This window comes from Mesorhizobium sp. WSM4310, assembly GCF_007003935.1.
In the GTDB taxonomy this organism is placed as follows: Bacteria; Pseudomonadota; Alphaproteobacteria; order Rhizobiales; family Rhizobiaceae; genus Mesorhizobium.
Map to the genome: position 1 here is coordinate 1 of NZ_VFTA01000017.1, position 14,374 is coordinate 14,374.

Here is a 14,374-nt window from a genome sequence, read left to right on the forward strand (position 1 = left end):
CCCCTATGTTGGCGCCCCCCGAAGCCCCTACCAGCGATGCCAGCGGTGCCCGTGACGGTGCGGATGCCACCCATAGAAGACCGGGCGATGCCAATAATGGTAACCGGGGTAGACGACCACGCGATTGGGGACGCAGCGCCCCCAGGGATTGGGATGCCAGCCAGGTCCGCAACCCCAGGCGACGTGCTCGACCAGCGCCGGGGCGGCAACCGGCGCCAGTGGCATTGCCGAGGATGCCGCGACCGTAGCCACCGCTCCGGTCATCGCGAGAGCGGCGGTGGCCGCGTATTTTGTCAGATAGTTCATGACCATGCTCCGAAGTTGTCCGAGGTTGAAACCTGTCGGCGCCAGATGGCCCGGCAGATCCTGCCCTTCATCTCGTTAAACGGGCGCCATCGGCATTTTCCGTCGGTCGTCACGGCGATTTTTTTGGCGGTGTCGACGGCTGCGGCCCGGCGCGCCTTGAGAGCCCTTCCGCCAGCAGGCTGCGATCCTCGGCGGAGCCTGCCGCCGCGAACTCGATGATGCGCTGCTCCAGCCGCGTGCGCACGGTGACGTCGGCATTGCGGGCTCGCTCCAGGGCGGCGGCCAGGGCCGCCGTGTCGAGGACGGGCTGCCGCAGCAGATCCGCCGCATCGCGCCTGGCCTGCTGGCCGTCGCGAATGATTTCGCGCGACTCTTGGCGGACTTCGCGCAGCGCCTTGCGGAACAGCGTGCGTTGCTGGTCGGGAAGCCGGCCGCCTGCCGCCTCCAGCGAATAGCCCTGGGCCGGCTTGCCGCGTTTTATCCAGACGGCCCCGCCGGCAAGCGCGCCGGCCAGGAAGACGTTCAGCACCACCGATGCGATGAGGAGATTGCGGCCGGTGCTCATAGGTCTTCCTCGATCGTGTCGGGTCCGGCATCGCCGAACGCCGTCGCATTGGCGTCGAGCACATAATGGTCGGGCTGAACTTCGGGCGTGACGACGGTCACCAGGGCCAGTCCGGCAATGGCGCCGGCCAGCCCTATGCCGGCCAGCCCCAGCCCCAGCCACCAGAAGCGCTGATGCCGCCGCCGGACGATGTACCGGTCGGCGGTCCGCAGGATCGTATCGTGCAGCGCCTTGCCGGGGTGCGGGACGCGATAACTGTCGAGCACGGCGTCAAGCGTATCGGCCCGTCGCGAGATGGCCTGGCCTGTCTCGCTTGAGGCAAAGGCGGCGGCGGCGTCGCGCTCCGCTTGTGGCCAGCGCCGCAGATCGCCGCCATAGGCTTCGGCGAGTGCCGCGAAACGCCTGGCGTCCATTGCCGGTCCGTCCTCGATGTCTTCAGCCATCTGTCTTCCCCTTGCCCCTTGGTGCCGCGTGCCCACGCGGGTTGGAAACGAGGCCGGCCGGCCCCCGCCGGACGTCCATAAAGCGCGGTGAATGTCCGCCATTCATGGTCGCGGTCTTCTCAGTCATGGACGCCATCCCTGGCCAGGATCATCTGCAAGGCCCGCCGGCCGCGCGAAAGCAGGCTCTCCAGCGCATCGACGCTGATCTCCAGGGTCGCGGCCGCCTCGATGTTGGACATCTCCTGATAATAGACCAGGATGATCGCCTCGCGCTGGCGTGGCGCGATCGCCTGCAAGGCCTGCTCGATCCCCTGCGGCTCTTCGCGGGCGTCGGGAAGCGGGGCAGGGTCGACCATGTCCGGCAAATCGTCGGTCACCAGTTCGCGGCGCCGGCGCAGCCGGTCGTAGCAGAGGTTGAGCGTCACCCGGTGGATCCAGCTGTCGAAGCGTGCATTGCCGCGCCGCCAGCTCGAGGCGTGGCGCCAGATGCGCACGAAGGTCTCCTGTGCGACATCCTCGGCCTCCGCCGCATCGCCCAGCATGCGCACGGCGAGCGAAAGGATGCGCGGCAATTTGCGCGCGACGAGCGTCTGCACGGCCGCCGGGTCGCCGGTACCGACCCGGCGAACCAACTCCTCGTCCGGATCGGCGCTCATCGGCTGGCGCACTCCCGATTTCCATCACGCGTCATGGCCTCTTGGTCATTGCTCCGGCTTGGGAGCGGATTTGTGGCCTGGCATCTCGTCGGCCGTCAGAACGCCGTCGCCATTCTTGTCCAGCTTGGCAAAGCGCTTGGCGAAGAACGCATCGAGCTCGGCACGATCGATGAAGCTGTCATGGTTCGAATCGATGCGCGCGAAGGATTTGGCCGCATCGCCCTTGATGTTGCGCTTGGCTTGAAAAGCCTCCCACTCCAGCAGGCTGATCTTGCCGTCGCCATCCGTGTCGGCGGCCATGATCGCCTTCTCCCGCCGCTTCTGGAACTTGGCCAGCGTGATGTCGGACTTGGCCCTTGGTGCGGCTGGGGCGGCGGCTGGCGGCGTGGCGCCGGGAGACGTGACGCCAAGCGGCGCAGCATCTGGGGGCTGGGTCGCCGTCTGGGCGAGGGCCGCAACGGTCAGCAGGCTCAGGGCAGCGGCAAGGATTGAACGGCTTATCATGCTTCGGCGTCTCCGGTTGGCGCGTCGGCCACGGCCCATGCCGCGGTCACGCTTCAGCCGTTAAACGCCGTGACCACGGAAATCCGTCGGTCGCCTATGCCGATCATCCGATTCGGCGATGCCGCCTCAGTGCCTGTGCCAAAAGCAGCGGCCATGACACCCCATCCGGCGTCATCCGAATGCACGCCGGCTTAGCCACCGCCCTTGGCGAACGGGCAGGAGCTATGCCGATGGGTCGGCGGCCACCAACTGGTCCGGTTTGAAACCCGCATGCTGCGGGATCCAGACATCGCCCTCGCGGTTGAACCAGTGGCACAGATACATGCCGGAAGCGGCACCGTCACTGACCGTCATCTTCGGCCCTCCCGACTTCAGCTTGACGACGTCTCCGGTCTTGAAAGTGTTGGGCATTTTCGACCTCCCATGCTGAGGCCTGCGAGTTTCCCACCAAAGCTGAGTCTCGACAATGGCGGATATGGGAAGCCATTGCGCGATCCACCGCACAGGCAGTGGTCGAGTGTCGATTGCGGCACATGGAGGATAGGAAGGGAACTGGTGCCGCTTAGGTGACTCGAACACCTGACCCCATCATTACGAATGATGTGCTCTACCAACTGAGCTAAAGCGGCCCGGGAGGCCAGGGCCTCCACGATGGGCTGGGTGATAGACTCAACCGGCCGCGAATTCAAGATGCCACTTGGCAAATCATGCAAGAGCGCCTGCCGCCACCGAAACCGGGTTCGCACCTCCCCGCGCGCGAGAATTGCCGGCATGTTCCGATTTTGTTTGCCGGAATATCGCCGAGATGGACTTTGGACGGCCCGTCGAGGCAGAATGCGGCCGCCCGCCCGTTGATTGATTGGTCGCCTACGGCTAACCATCACGGAAGTTTGGGCAATTTGCAGAGGGATCCCGCTTGGACGCGATCGAAAAAGCGATCCGGAACGCCTTGGAGAAGGGCAATGCCGAGGACCGCGCGTTCCGCGAGAAGGTCTATCGGTCGGCCTTTGCCGCGCTTGACCGTGCGCTCCAGGCCAATCCCGGGGTGACCGTGGAAGTCGCCATCAAGCGCCGCAAGGCGATCCAGGCGACGATCACCGAAATCGAATCCGAGTTCCTGCCGGCCGTGCCGGATGTCGGCCTGGAGGTCGACGACCCGGCGGCCGAGCCCGCGGCCGCCGCGGCGCCCGCCATCGAGATCGGCGACAAGGCGCCATTGCCCGCCGTCACCGTCGACGGTCCCGCGCAGCCGGCATCCGATGCGCCGCGATCGCGCGTGCTACCGGTCGTTCCCGACATCATGCCGGACGCGACGCTTCCTGGCGCGCCGGCCATCGACATGTCCGCTCCCGCCGCTTCGGGTACCGCGACGGAGGTGGCGCCCGATCGCGATGAGCGGCGTATTCGCGGGCGCCGCCTGCCGTTGACCGCCATTTTCTTCACTGTCACCCTGCTTGCGGCGATCGGCATCGGCGCGTTCTTTGCCATGCAGACCGGCGTGTTCAAGACGGCGGCGCAGCTCGACACGGCGCCGCCCGAGGCGCCGCCAACCGTCGAGGACGACGATTTCACCCCGGCCGACGGCGCCAACGCGCCGGCCAAGCCCGGCGCCGCGGACCAGTCGCGCACCTGGATCAATGTGTTCTCGCCGGCCGACCCGACGCATGTCGCAGCCCCTTCGGACGCCAAGGCCTCGGTGATGAAGGACGATACCGGTCCGTTCCTGCGCATCCAGTCCGGCCCCTCCGGTTCGGCGATCGCTTTCGATGTCGGGCAGGGCGTGCTGGAGAAGCTCGCCGGCAAGCACGCCGTATTCGACATCATCGCGCGTGCCGAGGACGGCAAGGACACGCAGATTTCCGTCGACTGCAATTTCGGCGAGCTCGGCGATTGCGGCCGCAAGCGCTACGCGGTCGGCCAGCAGCGCAACGAATATCTGTTCGACGTGCAGTTCCCCAACAAGCATCCGGGCTCGGCCGGAACCATCGCCGTCAATTCCGATTTCGACAAGCAGGGCAAGGCGGTCGACATCTACGAGATCCGCGTCTCGATCGAGCCGTAAGGCTTAGCGGTCGAGCAGCGCCTGCAGCGTCTCGATGCGGTCGGCCTCGTTGGCCGGCTTGTCCCAGCGCAGCCGAGAAATGCGGGGAAAGCGCATGGCTACGCCGGATTTGTGCCGGGTCGAGCGGTTGAGCCCCTCGAAGGCGACTTCCAGCACCAGGCCGTTGTCACGATCCGCCCGCACCGAACGCACCGGGCCGAAACGCTCGACCGTGTTGTCCCGGACATATTTGTCGATCTGCTTCAGCTCCTCGTCGGTGAAGCCGAAATAGGCCTTGCCGACCGGCACCAGTTCCTCCTCGCCCTCGGCTCCGGACCAGACGCCGAACGTGTAGTCGGAGTAGAAACTCGAGCGCTTGCCATGGCCGCGCTGGGCATACATCAGCACCGCGTCCACCGTGTGCGGATCGCGCTTCCACTTGAACCACGGGCCTTTCGGCCGGCCGGCGATATAGGGCGAATCCCAGCGTTTCAGCATCACGCCCTCGATGATCGGGTGCGGCGGCGCGCGGCGCAAGTTCTCCAGCGCCTGCCAATCCGCGAAGTCGACGAAGGGCGACAGATCGAAACGGCTGGGGTCAAGCGTTTTCATGAGGGCTTCGAGGCGGCCACGCCGTTCGCGGAACGGCAATGCGCGAAGGTCTTCGTCGCCGAGCTGAAGCAGGTCGTAACAGCGCATGAAAGCCGGATATTGCTGCTGCATCTTCGGCGTCACCGTCTTGCGGTTCAGCCGCTGCTGCAAATCCGAGAAGGTTCCCGTCGCCTCTCGCGGGTCGCCGACCAGCAATTCGCCATCGAGCGTGGCGGAAAAATGCATGGCGTCGGCTAGGTCGGGAAAGGCGCCCGAGACATCGTCGCCGGTGCGCGAATAGAGCCGGTGGATGCCGCCTTCCGCCACCGCCTGGACGCGGATGCCGTCCCATTTCCATTCGGCCGCGTAGTCCGCCGGATCGAGTTTTTCGAGATCGCCGTCGCCGACCGGATTGGACAGCATCACCGGACGGAACAAAGCCATCGCCGTGTTGCGGGGTTTTTCGGCCTTGCCTTCCAGCCAGGCGAACAGCGCCATATAGGGCGGCGACAGCCCGTGCCATAGCTCCTCGATCTCGGCGACGTCGACCTTGCCGAAATCCGCCAGCGCCTGTTTGGCGAGACGCGCCGAGACGCCGATGCGCAGGCCGCCGGTGACCAGCTTGATGATGGCAAAGCGCGCCGAGATGCCGGCGCTGTCGAGCAAGCCGGCCAGCACTTTCGGTCCGTCCGAGCGGCTTGCCGCCTGTAGTTTGGCCACGACCTCGCCAAGCGTCGGCTCGTGGTTGGGGATCTTGCCCGGCGTCTGTGGCCAGACCAGCGACACCGTTTCGGCGAGATCGCCGACATAGTCGTAAGAGTAGCCGAACAGCACAGGGTCCATGCGTTCGGTGACCAGCATGCGCAGCATCGCCGGCTTGACCGCGGCTATAGTAAGGTCCCCGGTGATGGCCGCCAGCGCCAGCCCGCGATCCGGGTCCTCGACAGTTCGGAAATAGTCGACCAGCAGCGTCAGCTTGCCGTTGCGCGACGGCGTCAGCACCAGGCGGTCGAGGAGTTCGGCGAAGCGGTTCATGATGGTATGAACCACGCCATTGATGGAGGTTTGCGCTCTACGTCGCCCCCCTCTGTCCTGCCGGACATCTCCCCCACAAGGGGGGAGATTGGCAGCTTCGGCGCCGGCTCATCTTCGGCAACGATGGAGATTGGCGAACGCCGACGCGACGTCCGATCTCCCCCCTCGTGGGGGAGATGGCCGGCAGGCCAGAGGGGGGCGCCACAGTGCTCGGAGGTGGTGATTGACGAGCAATACTGCATCAATCGCCCTCGTCCTCATAGCCCACCAGATGCAGCGGCCGGGCGGCGATGCCTTCGAGCTCGCACCAGCGAACCAGCGCTTCCTCGCGGCCATGCGTCACCCAGATCTCCTCGGCGCCGGTCTCCTTGATGGTGGCCGTGAGCTCGTCCCAATCGGCATGGTCCGAGATGATCAGCGGCAGTTCGACGCCACCTTGCTTGGCGCGCTGGCGGATCCGCATCCAGCCCGACGCGAAGCACGAGATCGGATCGGGAAAGCGCCGCGCCCAGCGATCGGCGAAGGCCGATGGCGGGCCGACGACGATGGCGCCAGTGAAGCCGTCCTTGCCGTCTTCGACCGTTGCCGGCTCGAGGATACCCAGGTCGATGCCCTGGCTCTGATAGTATTCGCTGAGCCTGGCCAGCGCGCCATGGATGTAGAGCGGCTTGTCATAGCCGGCATCGCGCAACAGCCGCATCACCCGCTGCGCCTTGCCCAGCGCATAGGCGCCGACCAGATGCGAGCGTTCGGGAAACTGCGCTGCCGATTTCAACAGGCGGGCGATCTCCCCCGTGTCCGGCGGATGGCGAAACACCGGCAGGCCGAAGGTCGCTTCGGTGATGAACACGTCGCAACGGATCGGCTCGAACGGCACGCAGGTCGCATCCCTTTGTCGTTTGTAATCGCCGGAGGCGACGATGCGCGTGCCCTGATGCTCGACCGATATCTGCGCCGAACCCAGCACATGGCCGGCCGGATGGAAGCTGACGCTGACGCCGTTCAGCGCGATCGTCTCGCCGACCCGCGCGGCTTGCGTCGTTCCGGCAAAGTCCTCGCCGTAGCGCAGACCCATAATGTCGAGCGTCTGCTGCGTCGCCAGCACCGAGCGGTGGCCGGAGCGTGCATGGTCGGAATGGCCGTGCGTGATCAGCGCCCGGCCCACCGGCCGCACTGGGTCGATGAAGAAATCGCCCGGTGGACAGTAAAGACCCTCGGGCCGGGGATGAAGCAGGTCGGCAGCGCGCATGGTCCCCAAGATAGGATATAATTCCGCTGCGGGAAGCCGTTTGTCGGAGACTGCTGACTCTCAGGCCAGCTTTGCTCTACAGAGATGGCGGCCCGGCTGCCATCCGCCGGCGGAAACATCATCATGAAACCGCTTCAGACATCGTCCGGCGATTTGAACGCCGATCGCCGTGCCGACTATGCCGAGATGCTCTTTGCCTCCGGCGATCCCACGGCGGCGGCCGAGCTGCTGCTCGGCGCATTGGAGCTGGCGCCGCAATGGGCAATGGGCTGGTTCCGCCTCGGCGAGATGCACGAGGCATCGGGCAGGCTCGACCTGGCGGCGCAGGCCTGGGCGATGTCGCTGAAACTGGATGCGGCTGATCGCCAGGGCGCCGCCCTCAAACTGCAGCTGATCGGCAAGGCTCCGGTTGCCGCCGCGCCGCCCAGCGCCTTTGTCGAAGCGCTGTTCGATCATTATGCCGAGACATTCGAGGAGATGCTGGTCGGCAAGCTCGACTACCGGCTCCCCGAATTCCTCGAGCAGATGATTCGCAAGGCAAGGCCGGGCCGCTTCCGCCTGGCGCTCGACCTGGGCTGCGGAACCGGGCTGATGGGCGAGAGGCTGAGGCCGATCGTCGACCGGCTGGAAGGGGTCGATATCTCGGCCAGGATGCTGAAGAAGGCGCAGGCGAAAGGCATCTACGACACGCTGACGAAAGCCGATCTGCAGGGATTCTCTCATTCAGGCGAAAAGCCCGATCTGGTGACATCGGCCGATGTCTTGATCTACATCGGCGCGCTCGACGGTCCGATGGGCACCGTTGCCGGCCTGCTCGCCGAAGGCGGCCTGTTTGCCTTTTCCGTCGAGACCCTTGCAGACGACGGCGACTTCGCGCTGCAGCCCTCGCGGCGCTACGCTCATTCGCAACCCTATGTCAGGCGGACACTCGAAGCCAACGGGCTTGCGATCCTGGCGCTGGAGCCAACCACCATCCGGCAGGATCGCCGCGAGCCCGTCAAAGGGCTGGGCGTTGTGGCGTGGAAGCCTCACGCCGTTTGAAGCGTGCATGAACACCATCCCGCTGCTGCGAAAAAGTCCGATTTGCGTGCGCGACTGATATTTGCGATCTGGTCGCATCAGTGCGGGATATCAGGAGGAGCATATCGGATGCGCTGGAACATGATGATCTTGGCATCCTGCCTGGCAACGGCCGGCTGCGTCGGCAACTCGATGTCCGAGCGGCAGGACGCCAACGTAGAATCCTCCCTGCAATACGATACCGTGCCGTGCGACCAGTTGCTGGCGCAGCGCAATGGCCTGGCGCAGCAATACAACCTTCCGGTGACCGCGAAGCCGACCTTCTCCAATCCCGCCATGGGTTTCGGTCCGTTCACGCCCGACATGCGCTCCAAGGCCAAGCGCGACAGTGACAAGGCGTCAGGCGAGATCGATGCCATGAACCGGTCGATCGAGCGCCGCGACTGCGGCAAGCCGGACAATCAGAAGAAGAAGTTCGCCCTGCCTGCCTGAAGATAGAAGCAGCAGCCGACGAGAGCGATCGCCGGCAGCATGCTCGCGTCCGCATGGGGGCGATCAATGAAACTCTCGGACCTAGGCGACCGCATCTGCATTCTGGGGCCGTCCAACAGCGGCAAGTCGACCCTGGCCGTCGCGATTGCCCGCAAGCGTGGCCTTGACCCCGTTCACCTCGATCTGCTTCATCATCTGCCCAACACAGACTGGGAGGCGCGTCCAAAGAGCGAATTCATCGCCATGCATGACGCCGCGATCGCCGGCGAGCGCTGGGTGATGGACGGAAATTACTCGATCTGCATGCCGCAACGTTTTCGGCGGGCGACGGGAGTGATCCTGCTGGATATCTCCACGCCGGCAAGCCTGCTGCGTTACTTCAGGCGAAGCTGGTTTGAGAAGAACAGACGCGGAGCCCTGGAGGGCGGACGCGACAGCGTCAAATGGGACATGATCCACCATATTGCCGTGACCACGCCGAAAAACCGCAGAAGATACCAGGCGATGTTCGAGGAACTCGACCTGCCGAAGCTCCAGCTGTCCTCGATGGGAGCAATCAAGCAGTGCTTCAGGCAATGGGACCTGGCTATATAGGACGCCTGGCTAATATCCCGCCTTGCGATCCACCAGATTCTCGAGCTTCTCGCCGCGCTCGAAGGCGTCCATCTGGCGCAGCATGGTCGGCACCAGATGCATGGGATCGGAGGTCGCCGCGGCGTGCGGAGTCACGAACACCTTCGGATGGTTCCACAGCGGGCTGGTCTTCGGCAGCGGTTCGACCTCGAACACATCGAGGCTCGCCTCCTTCAGCGTGCCGTCGTCCAGCGCCCGCACGATGTCGGCATCCTTCTGCAGGCGGCCGCGTCCGGCGTTGATCAGCACCGAGCCGCCGAGGCCGTTGCGCTTGCGCAATTCCTTCAGCACGCCGTAATTGATGATGCCTTGCGTGTCCGGCGTCAGCGGCAAAAGCACGACAAGGATATCTGTTGCCTTGAGGAAGGGGATCAACCCGGCCTCGCCGGAATAGGTCGCCACCCCTTGCATCGGCCGCTCGGTGCGCGACCAGCCATTGACCGCGAAGCCGAGCGACAGCAGCACCGAGGCCGCAGCACGGCCGAGATTGCCGAGCCCCATAATGCCGACGGAGATGTCGCCGGCTGGCCGCTGCGGCGGCTCGTGCCAGATCTTCTTTTGCTGCTGCTGCCGGTAGAGCAGGCCCTGGCGATGATGATCGAGCACCCGCCAGACGACATATTCGGTCATGTATTGCGTAAGATTGTCGGCGACGACCTTGACGATCGGCACGTCGGGCAGGCCTGGATCGGCGAAAATATGGTCGACGCCGGCGCCGATGGAGAAGATGGCGCGCAGATTGGGCAGCGAAGACAACAAATTGGGCTTCTGCTTCCACACCACCGCATAGGTGATCGACGGATCCTTGGCGCCATCCGGCTCCAGCACTACCTCGCGCTCGGCCGACAGCAACTCGCGCCAGCGCTGCGGATGAAAGCCGGTGACGGCAAGTAGGATGCGGCCTTTTTCCATCGCGATTCGTCTAGTCCCTCTTTACGCAAATTACTGGCTGACGATGCCGACCGGCGCCGTCTCTATCTTGAAGGCGGCCGAGATCAGCGCCCGAGTATAGTCGGTTTGCGGATTTTCAAAAATCTGCTGGGAGGGGCCGGCTTCGACGATCTGGCCGTTGCGCATGACGATGACATCGTTGGCAAGCGCCCGGATGACCTTGAGGTCATGGCTGATGAAGAGATAGGCGAGGTCATGCTTGGCCTGCAGATTGCGCAGGAGGTCGACGACCTGCGCCTGCACGCTCATGTCGAGCGCCGATGTCGGCTCGTCCAGCATGACGAAGCGCGGGTTGAGCACCATGGCGCGCGCGATCGCGACACGCTGGCGCTGGCCGCCGGAAAACTCGTGCGGATAGCGGTTGCGGGTCGCCGGATCGAGGCCGACCTCCTTCAGCACGTCCGCAACCTTGTCGTCGCGTTCATCGGGCGACAGTTTCGGCTCGTGGATCTTCAGCCCTTCCTCGATGATCTCGGCGATCGACATGCGCGGGCTGAGCGAACCGAACGGGTCCTGGAACACGATCTGCAATTCGCGCCTGAGCGGCCGCATGGCGTTGAAGGTGAGCTGGTTGATGTCGCGGCCGTTGAACCGGATGGTTCCCGTCGACGAGATCATGCGCGCCAGGGCCAGGCCGAGCGTCGTCTTGCCGGAACCGGATTCGCCGACCACGCCCAGCGTCTGGCCGGCGCGCACGGTGACATCGATGCCGTCGACCGCCTTCACATGGTCGACCGTGCGGCGGAAGAAGCCCTGCTTGATCGGGAACCAGACCTTGATGTCCTTTCCGGTCATCACCGGCTTGGCGTCGGCGTTGGCGGCCGGCGGCTTGCCCTTCGGCTCGGCTGCCAGCAGGTGGCGCGTATAGGGGTGCTGCGGATTGGCGAAGATGTCCTTGGTCGGTCCGGTCTCGACGATCTTGCCCTTGGTCATGACGCAAACCCGGTCGGCGATCTTGCGCACGATGCCGAGATCGTGGGTGATGAACAGCATCGACATGCCTTTGCGGCTTTTGAGGCCCGCCAGCAGTTCGAGGATCTGCGCCTGCACGGTGACGTCGAGCGCCGTCGTCGGCTCGTCGGCGATCAGCAGTTCCGGTTCGTTGGCCAGAGCCATGGCGATCATGACGCGCTGGCGCTGGCCGCCGGACAGCTGGTGCGGATAGGCGTCGAGCCGCTTCTGCGGATCGCGGATGCCGACCTCGTTGAGCAGCGCCAGCGTGCGCGCCTTGGCCGCGCGGTCGGCCATGCCCTGATGCAGCTTCAGGATCTCGACGATCTGCTGCTCGATCGTGTGCAGCGGATTGAGCGAGGTCATCGGCTCCTGGAAGATCATGGTGATCTTGTTGCCGCGCACCTGTCGCAATTGCTTCTCGCTCATCGCCAGCAGGTCGGCGCCCTCGAACAGGATCTTTCCCGAGGGGTGGCTGGCACTGGGGTAGGGCAGGAGTTTCAACACCGACAGCGCCGAGACCGACTTGCCGGAGCCGGACTCGCCGACCAGCGCGATCGTCTCGCCCTTGGCGATGTCGAAGGAGATGTGGTCGACAGCGACAGACTGGCCGCCGCCCTGGCCGAAGGCGACGCTGAGGTCCTGGACGCTGAGCAGAGGCGCTTCGCTCATTTGAACGTCTTGCGCGGATCGAAGGCGTCGCGCGTCGCCTCGCCGACAAAGACCAGCAGCGACAGCATCAGCGAGATGACGACGAAGCCGGAAATGCCGAGCCACGGCGCATTGAGGTTGCGCTGCGCCTGCTTCAGCAACTCACCGAGCGAGGCGGACCCCGGCGGCAGGCCGAAGCCGAGATAGTCGAGCGAGGTCAGCGTCGAGATCGAGCCAGAGAGCAGGAAGGGCAGGAAGGTCAATGTCGCCACCATGGCATTGGGCAACAGATGCCGGAACATGATGGTGCGGTTGGGCACGCCGAGCGCGCGCGCGGCGTTGACGTACTCGAAGTTGCGGGCGCGCAGGAACTCGGCCCGCACGACGCCGACCAGCGCCACCCAGGAGAACAACAGCATCAGCCCGAGCAGGATGAAAAAGCCCGGTGGCAGGATGGCGGCGACGATGAGCAAGAGGTAAAGCACCGGGATCGCCGACCAGATTTCGATGAAGCGCTGGAACAGCAGGTCCGTCCAGCCGCCGAAATAGCCCTGCAAGGCGCCGGCGCCGACGCCGATCAGGGCCGAGCCGGCGGTCAGGATCAGCCCGAACAGCACCGAGATACGGAAGCCGTAGATGACGCGCGCCAAGACGTCGCGCGCCTGGTCGTCGGTGCCGAGCCAGTTCCAGTTGCCGACGATGCAGGCGGGGTCGGCAGCCCCTTGCGGATACTGGTTGCAGCGCTTCGCGGCGTCATACTGCCAGGACGGCTTGGCGGGTGCCGCTTCCGGAATGGCATTGTTGACGGTCTGGTAGGAATAGCGGATCGGCGGCCAGATCATCCAGCCATTGGCGTTGATCTCGTCCTGGATCACCGGATCGCGATAATCGGTGACGGCATAGAAGCCGCCGAATTTTTCCTCGGGGTAGGCGACCAGCACCGGAAACAGGATTTCACCCTTGTAGGACGCGATGATCGGCTTGTCGTTGGCGATGAATTCGGCAAACAGCGACAGCGCGAACAGGACGAGGAAAATCCACAACGACCAGTAGCCGCGCCGGTTGGCCTTGAAATTCTGCAGGCGGCGCTTGTTGAGCGGCGACAGGAACGGCCGTGGCATCCGCTCCGGCACCACGCCGGCAGTGACGCTTGCCTCCGACATCAGACGTCTCTCCGCTCGAAATCGATGCGCGGATCGACCCAGGTGTAGATGAGGTCGGACAGCAATCCGACGAACAGGCCGAGAAGCGAGAAAATATAGAGATTGGCGAACACCACCGGATAGTCGCGCTCGACCACCGAGCGGAAGCCGAGCAGGCCGAGGCCATCGAGCGAGAAGATGTTCTCGATCAGCAGCGAACCGGTGAAGAAGGCCGAGATGAAGGCGCCGGGGAAGCCGGCAATGACGATCAGCATGGCATTGCGGAAGACATGGCCGTAGAGCACCTGTCGCTCCGACAGGCCCTTGGCCCGCGCCGTCACCACATACTGCTTGCGGATTTCCTCCAGGAACGAGTTCTTGGTGAGCAGCGTCGTCGTGGCGAAGGCCGACAGCACCAGCGCTGTCAGCGGCAGGGTCATGTGCCAGAAATAGTCGGCGATCTTGCCTGGCCAGGACAACTGGTCCCAATTGTCCGAGACGATGCCGCGCAACGGGAACCAGTCCCAGAAGGATCCGCCGGCGAACAGCACCATCAGCATGATGCCGAACAGGAAGCCCGGAATGGCATAGCCGACGATGACGACGCCGCTGGTCCAGACGTCGAAAGGCGTGCCGTCCTTCACCGCCTTGCGGATACCGAGCGGGATGGAAATCAGATAGGACAAGAGCGTGATCCAGAGCCCGATCGAGATCGACACCGGCATCTTCTCGAGGATCAGGTCGAGCACCGAGATGTCGCGGAAGTAGCTGTTGCCGAAATCGAACCGGATATAGTTCCACAGCATCATGCCGAAGCGCTCGAGCGGCGGCTTGTCGAAGCCGTACTGCTTCTCCAGCTTCTTGATGAATTCCGGATCGAGCCCCTGCGCGCCGCGATATTTCGAGCTGACATCGCCAGCGACGTCGAAATTGGAACCGCCCGCATCGCCGCCGCCGCCTCCGAGGCGGTCGCTGCCGCCCTGATTGGTCAGCTTGGCGATCACCTGCTCGACCGGGCCGCCGGGCGCGAACTGGATGACGGCGAAGGAAATCGCCATGATGCCGAACAGGGTCGGGATCATCAAAAGGATGCGGCGCAGTATATAGGCGCCCATCAGGCTTCCTGCCCTCTGCGGACCGATAC

Annotated in this window: 16 protein-coding genes and 1 tRNA gene; 4 read left to right on the forward strand and 13 right to left on the reverse strand. The window is 64.5% G+C overall.

Annotation, left to right across the window (positions count from 1 at the left end):
- Positions 1–27: 27 nt before the first annotated feature.
- From FJV80_RS18760 to FJV80_RS18790, 7 genes are all read right to left on the reverse strand, one after another.
- Positions 28–306, reverse strand: coding sequence for a hypothetical protein (locus FJV80_RS18760; RefSeq protein WP_142877099.1), 279 nt, complete (start codon positions 304–306; stop codon positions 28–30).
- 109 nt (positions 307–415) lie between these two features.
- The gene (locus FJV80_RS18765) at positions 416–871 is read right to left on the reverse strand and encodes a periplasmic heavy metal sensor (RefSeq protein WP_095771770.1); all 456 of its coding nucleotides are present in this window, start codon (positions 869–871) and stop codon (positions 416–418) included.
- Positions 868–1,314, reverse strand: coding sequence for a hypothetical protein (locus tag FJV80_RS18770; protein WP_246688995.1), 447 nt, complete (start codon positions 1,312–1,314; stop codon positions 868–870). Before FJV80_RS18770 ends, FJV80_RS18765 begins: the two co-directional genes overlap by 4 nt.
- 119 nt (positions 1,315–1,433) lie before the next feature.
- Positions 1,434–1,970 carry an RNA polymerase sigma factor gene (locus FJV80_RS18775; protein WP_142877101.1) on the reverse strand — a complete coding sequence of 179 codons (537 nt, stop codon included), beginning with the start codon at positions 1,968–1,970 and terminating at the stop codon, positions 1,434–1,436.
- 45 nt (positions 1,971–2,015) lie between these two features.
- On the reverse strand, positions 2,016–2,474 hold the full coding sequence (locus FJV80_RS18780; protein WP_142877102.1) for an acid-shock protein: 459 nt from the start codon (positions 2,472–2,474) through the stop codon (positions 2,016–2,018).
- Positions 2,475–2,696: 222 nt separating this feature from the next.
- The gene (locus FJV80_RS18785; RefSeq protein WP_019863018.1) at positions 2,697–2,885 is read right to left on the reverse strand and encodes a YodC family protein; all 189 of its coding nucleotides are present in this window, start codon (positions 2,883–2,885) and stop codon (positions 2,697–2,699) included.
- 142 nt (positions 2,886–3,027) lie between these two features.
- Positions 3,028–3,103 (reverse strand) — tRNA-Thr (locus tag FJV80_RS18790).
- Positions 3,104–3,390: 287 nt separating this feature from the next.
- Here FJV80_RS18790 and FJV80_RS18795 point away from each other — a divergent pair.
- Positions 3,391–4,536, forward strand: a complete 1,146-nt coding sequence (locus tag FJV80_RS18795) for a hypothetical protein (RefSeq protein WP_142877103.1) — start codon at positions 3,391–3,393, stop codon at positions 4,534–4,536.
- A 3-nt stretch (positions 4,537–4,539) separates the two neighbouring features.
- Here FJV80_RS18795 and FJV80_RS18800 read toward each other — a convergent pair whose 3' ends face one another.
- Together FJV80_RS18800 and FJV80_RS18810 are read right to left on the reverse strand one after the other, a co-directional pair.
- Positions 4,540–6,141, reverse strand: a complete 1,602-nt coding sequence (locus tag FJV80_RS18800; RefSeq protein WP_142877104.1) for a cisplatin damage response ATP-dependent DNA ligase — start codon at positions 6,139–6,141, stop codon at positions 4,540–4,542.
- Positions 6,142–6,382: 241 nt separating this feature from the next.
- A complete protein-coding gene (locus FJV80_RS18810) occupies positions 6,383–7,390 on the reverse strand; it encodes a ligase-associated DNA damage response exonuclease (protein ID WP_142877105.1) in 1,008 nt (335 codons plus the stop codon).
- A 123-nt stretch (positions 7,391–7,513) separates the two neighbouring features.
- Between FJV80_RS18810 and FJV80_RS18815 the strand changes: the two genes are divergently transcribed.
- From FJV80_RS18815 to FJV80_RS18825, 3 genes are all read left to right on the forward strand, one after another.
- Positions 7,514–8,431: a class I SAM-dependent methyltransferase gene (locus FJV80_RS18815; protein WP_095771964.1), complete on the forward strand. Its 918-nt coding sequence runs from the start codon at positions 7,514–7,516 to the stop codon at positions 8,429–8,431.
- A gap of 108 nt (positions 8,432–8,539) precedes the next feature.
- Positions 8,540–8,902: a hypothetical protein gene (locus tag FJV80_RS18820; protein WP_095787250.1), complete on the forward strand. Its 363-nt coding sequence runs from the start codon at positions 8,540–8,542 to the stop codon at positions 8,900–8,902.
- Positions 8,903–8,968: 66 nt separating this feature from the next.
- Positions 8,969–9,496 carry an AAA family ATPase gene (locus tag FJV80_RS18825; protein WP_095787251.1) on the forward strand — a complete coding sequence of 176 codons (528 nt, stop codon included), beginning with the start codon at positions 8,969–8,971 and terminating at the stop codon, positions 9,494–9,496.
- Positions 9,497–9,505: 9 nt separating this feature from the next.
- On the opposite strand, the gene FJV80_RS18830 is transcribed toward FJV80_RS18825, so the two are convergent.
- Genes FJV80_RS18830 through FJV80_RS18845 form a run of 4 tightly spaced genes read right to left on the reverse strand, consistent with a single transcriptional unit; the run spans position 9,506 to position 14,345 of the window.
- On the reverse strand, positions 9,506–10,447 hold the full coding sequence (locus FJV80_RS18830; RefSeq protein WP_095771782.1) for a glyoxylate/hydroxypyruvate reductase A: 942 nt from the start codon (positions 10,445–10,447) through the stop codon (positions 9,506–9,508).
- A gap of 30 nt (positions 10,448–10,477) precedes the next feature.
- On the reverse strand, positions 10,478–12,109 hold the full coding sequence (locus FJV80_RS18835) for an ABC transporter ATP-binding protein (protein ID WP_142877106.1): 1,632 nt from the start codon (positions 12,107–12,109) through the stop codon (positions 10,478–10,480).
- Entirely contained in the window at positions 12,106–13,251 is a 1,146-nt protein-coding gene (locus tag FJV80_RS18840; protein WP_095787254.1) for an ABC transporter permease, read from the reverse strand. The genes FJV80_RS18835 and FJV80_RS18840 overlap by 4 nt, the downstream gene beginning before the upstream one ends.
- Positions 13,251–14,345 (reverse strand): microcin C ABC transporter permease YejB, encoded by a 1,095-nt coding sequence (locus FJV80_RS18845; protein ID WP_095787255.1) that lies wholly within the window; start codon positions 14,343–14,345, stop codon positions 13,251–13,253. The genes FJV80_RS18840 and FJV80_RS18845 overlap by 1 nt, the downstream gene beginning before the upstream one ends.
- Positions 14,346–14,374 lie beyond the last annotated feature (29 nt).

Excerpts from the sequence above, each read along its gene's own strand:
- FJV80_RS18760 (WP_142877099.1), bottom strand. The coding sequence starts at position 306 with ATGAACTATCTGACAAAATACGCGGCCACCGCCGCTCTCGCGATGACC.
- FJV80_RS18765 (WP_095771770.1), bottom strand. The coding sequence starts at position 871 with ATGAGCACCGGCCGCAATCTCCTCATCGCATCGGTGGTGCTGAACGTC.
- FJV80_RS18770 (WP_246688995.1), bottom strand. The coding sequence starts at position 1,314 with ATGGCTGAAGACATCGAGGACGGACCGGCAATGGACGCCAGGCGTTTC.
- FJV80_RS18775 (WP_142877101.1), bottom strand. The coding sequence starts at position 1,970 with ATGAGCGCCGATCCGGACGAGGAGTTGGTTCGCCGGGTCGGTACCGGC.
- FJV80_RS18780 (WP_142877102.1), bottom strand. The coding sequence starts at position 2,474 with ATGATAAGCCGTTCAATCCTTGCCGCTGCCCTGAGCCTGCTGACCGTT.
- FJV80_RS18785 (WP_019863018.1), bottom strand. The coding sequence starts at position 2,885 with ATGCCCAACACTTTCAAGACCGGAGACGTCGTCAAGCTGAAGTCGGGA.
- FJV80_RS18800 (WP_142877104.1), bottom strand. The coding sequence starts at position 6,141 with ATGAACCGCTTCGCCGAACTCCTCGACCGCCTGGTGCTGACGCCGTCG.
- FJV80_RS18810 (WP_142877105.1), bottom strand. The coding sequence starts at position 7,390 with ATGCGCGCTGCCGACCTGCTTCATCCCCGGCCCGAGGGTCTTTACTGT.
- FJV80_RS18815 (WP_095771964.1), top strand. The coding sequence starts at position 7,514 with ATGAAACCGCTTCAGACATCGTCCGGCGATTTGAACGCCGATCGCCGT.
- FJV80_RS18820 (WP_095787250.1), top strand. The coding sequence starts at position 8,540 with ATGCGCTGGAACATGATGATCTTGGCATCCTGCCTGGCAACGGCCGGC.
- FJV80_RS18825 (WP_095787251.1), top strand. The coding sequence starts at position 8,969 with ATGAAACTCTCGGACCTAGGCGACCGCATCTGCATTCTGGGGCCGTCC.
- FJV80_RS18830 (WP_095771782.1), bottom strand. The coding sequence starts at position 10,447 with ATGGAAAAAGGCCGCATCCTACTTGCCGTCACCGGCTTTCATCCGCAG.
- FJV80_RS18835 (WP_142877106.1), bottom strand. The coding sequence starts at position 12,109 with ATGAGCGAAGCGCCTCTGCTCAGCGTCCAGGACCTCAGCGTCGCCTTC.
- FJV80_RS18840 (WP_095787254.1), bottom strand. The coding sequence starts at position 13,251 with ATGTCGGAGGCAAGCGTCACTGCCGGCGTGGTGCCGGAGCGGATGCCA.
- FJV80_RS18845 (WP_095787255.1), bottom strand. The coding sequence starts at position 14,345 with ATGGGCGCCTATATACTGCGCCGCATCCTTTTGATGATCCCGACCCTG.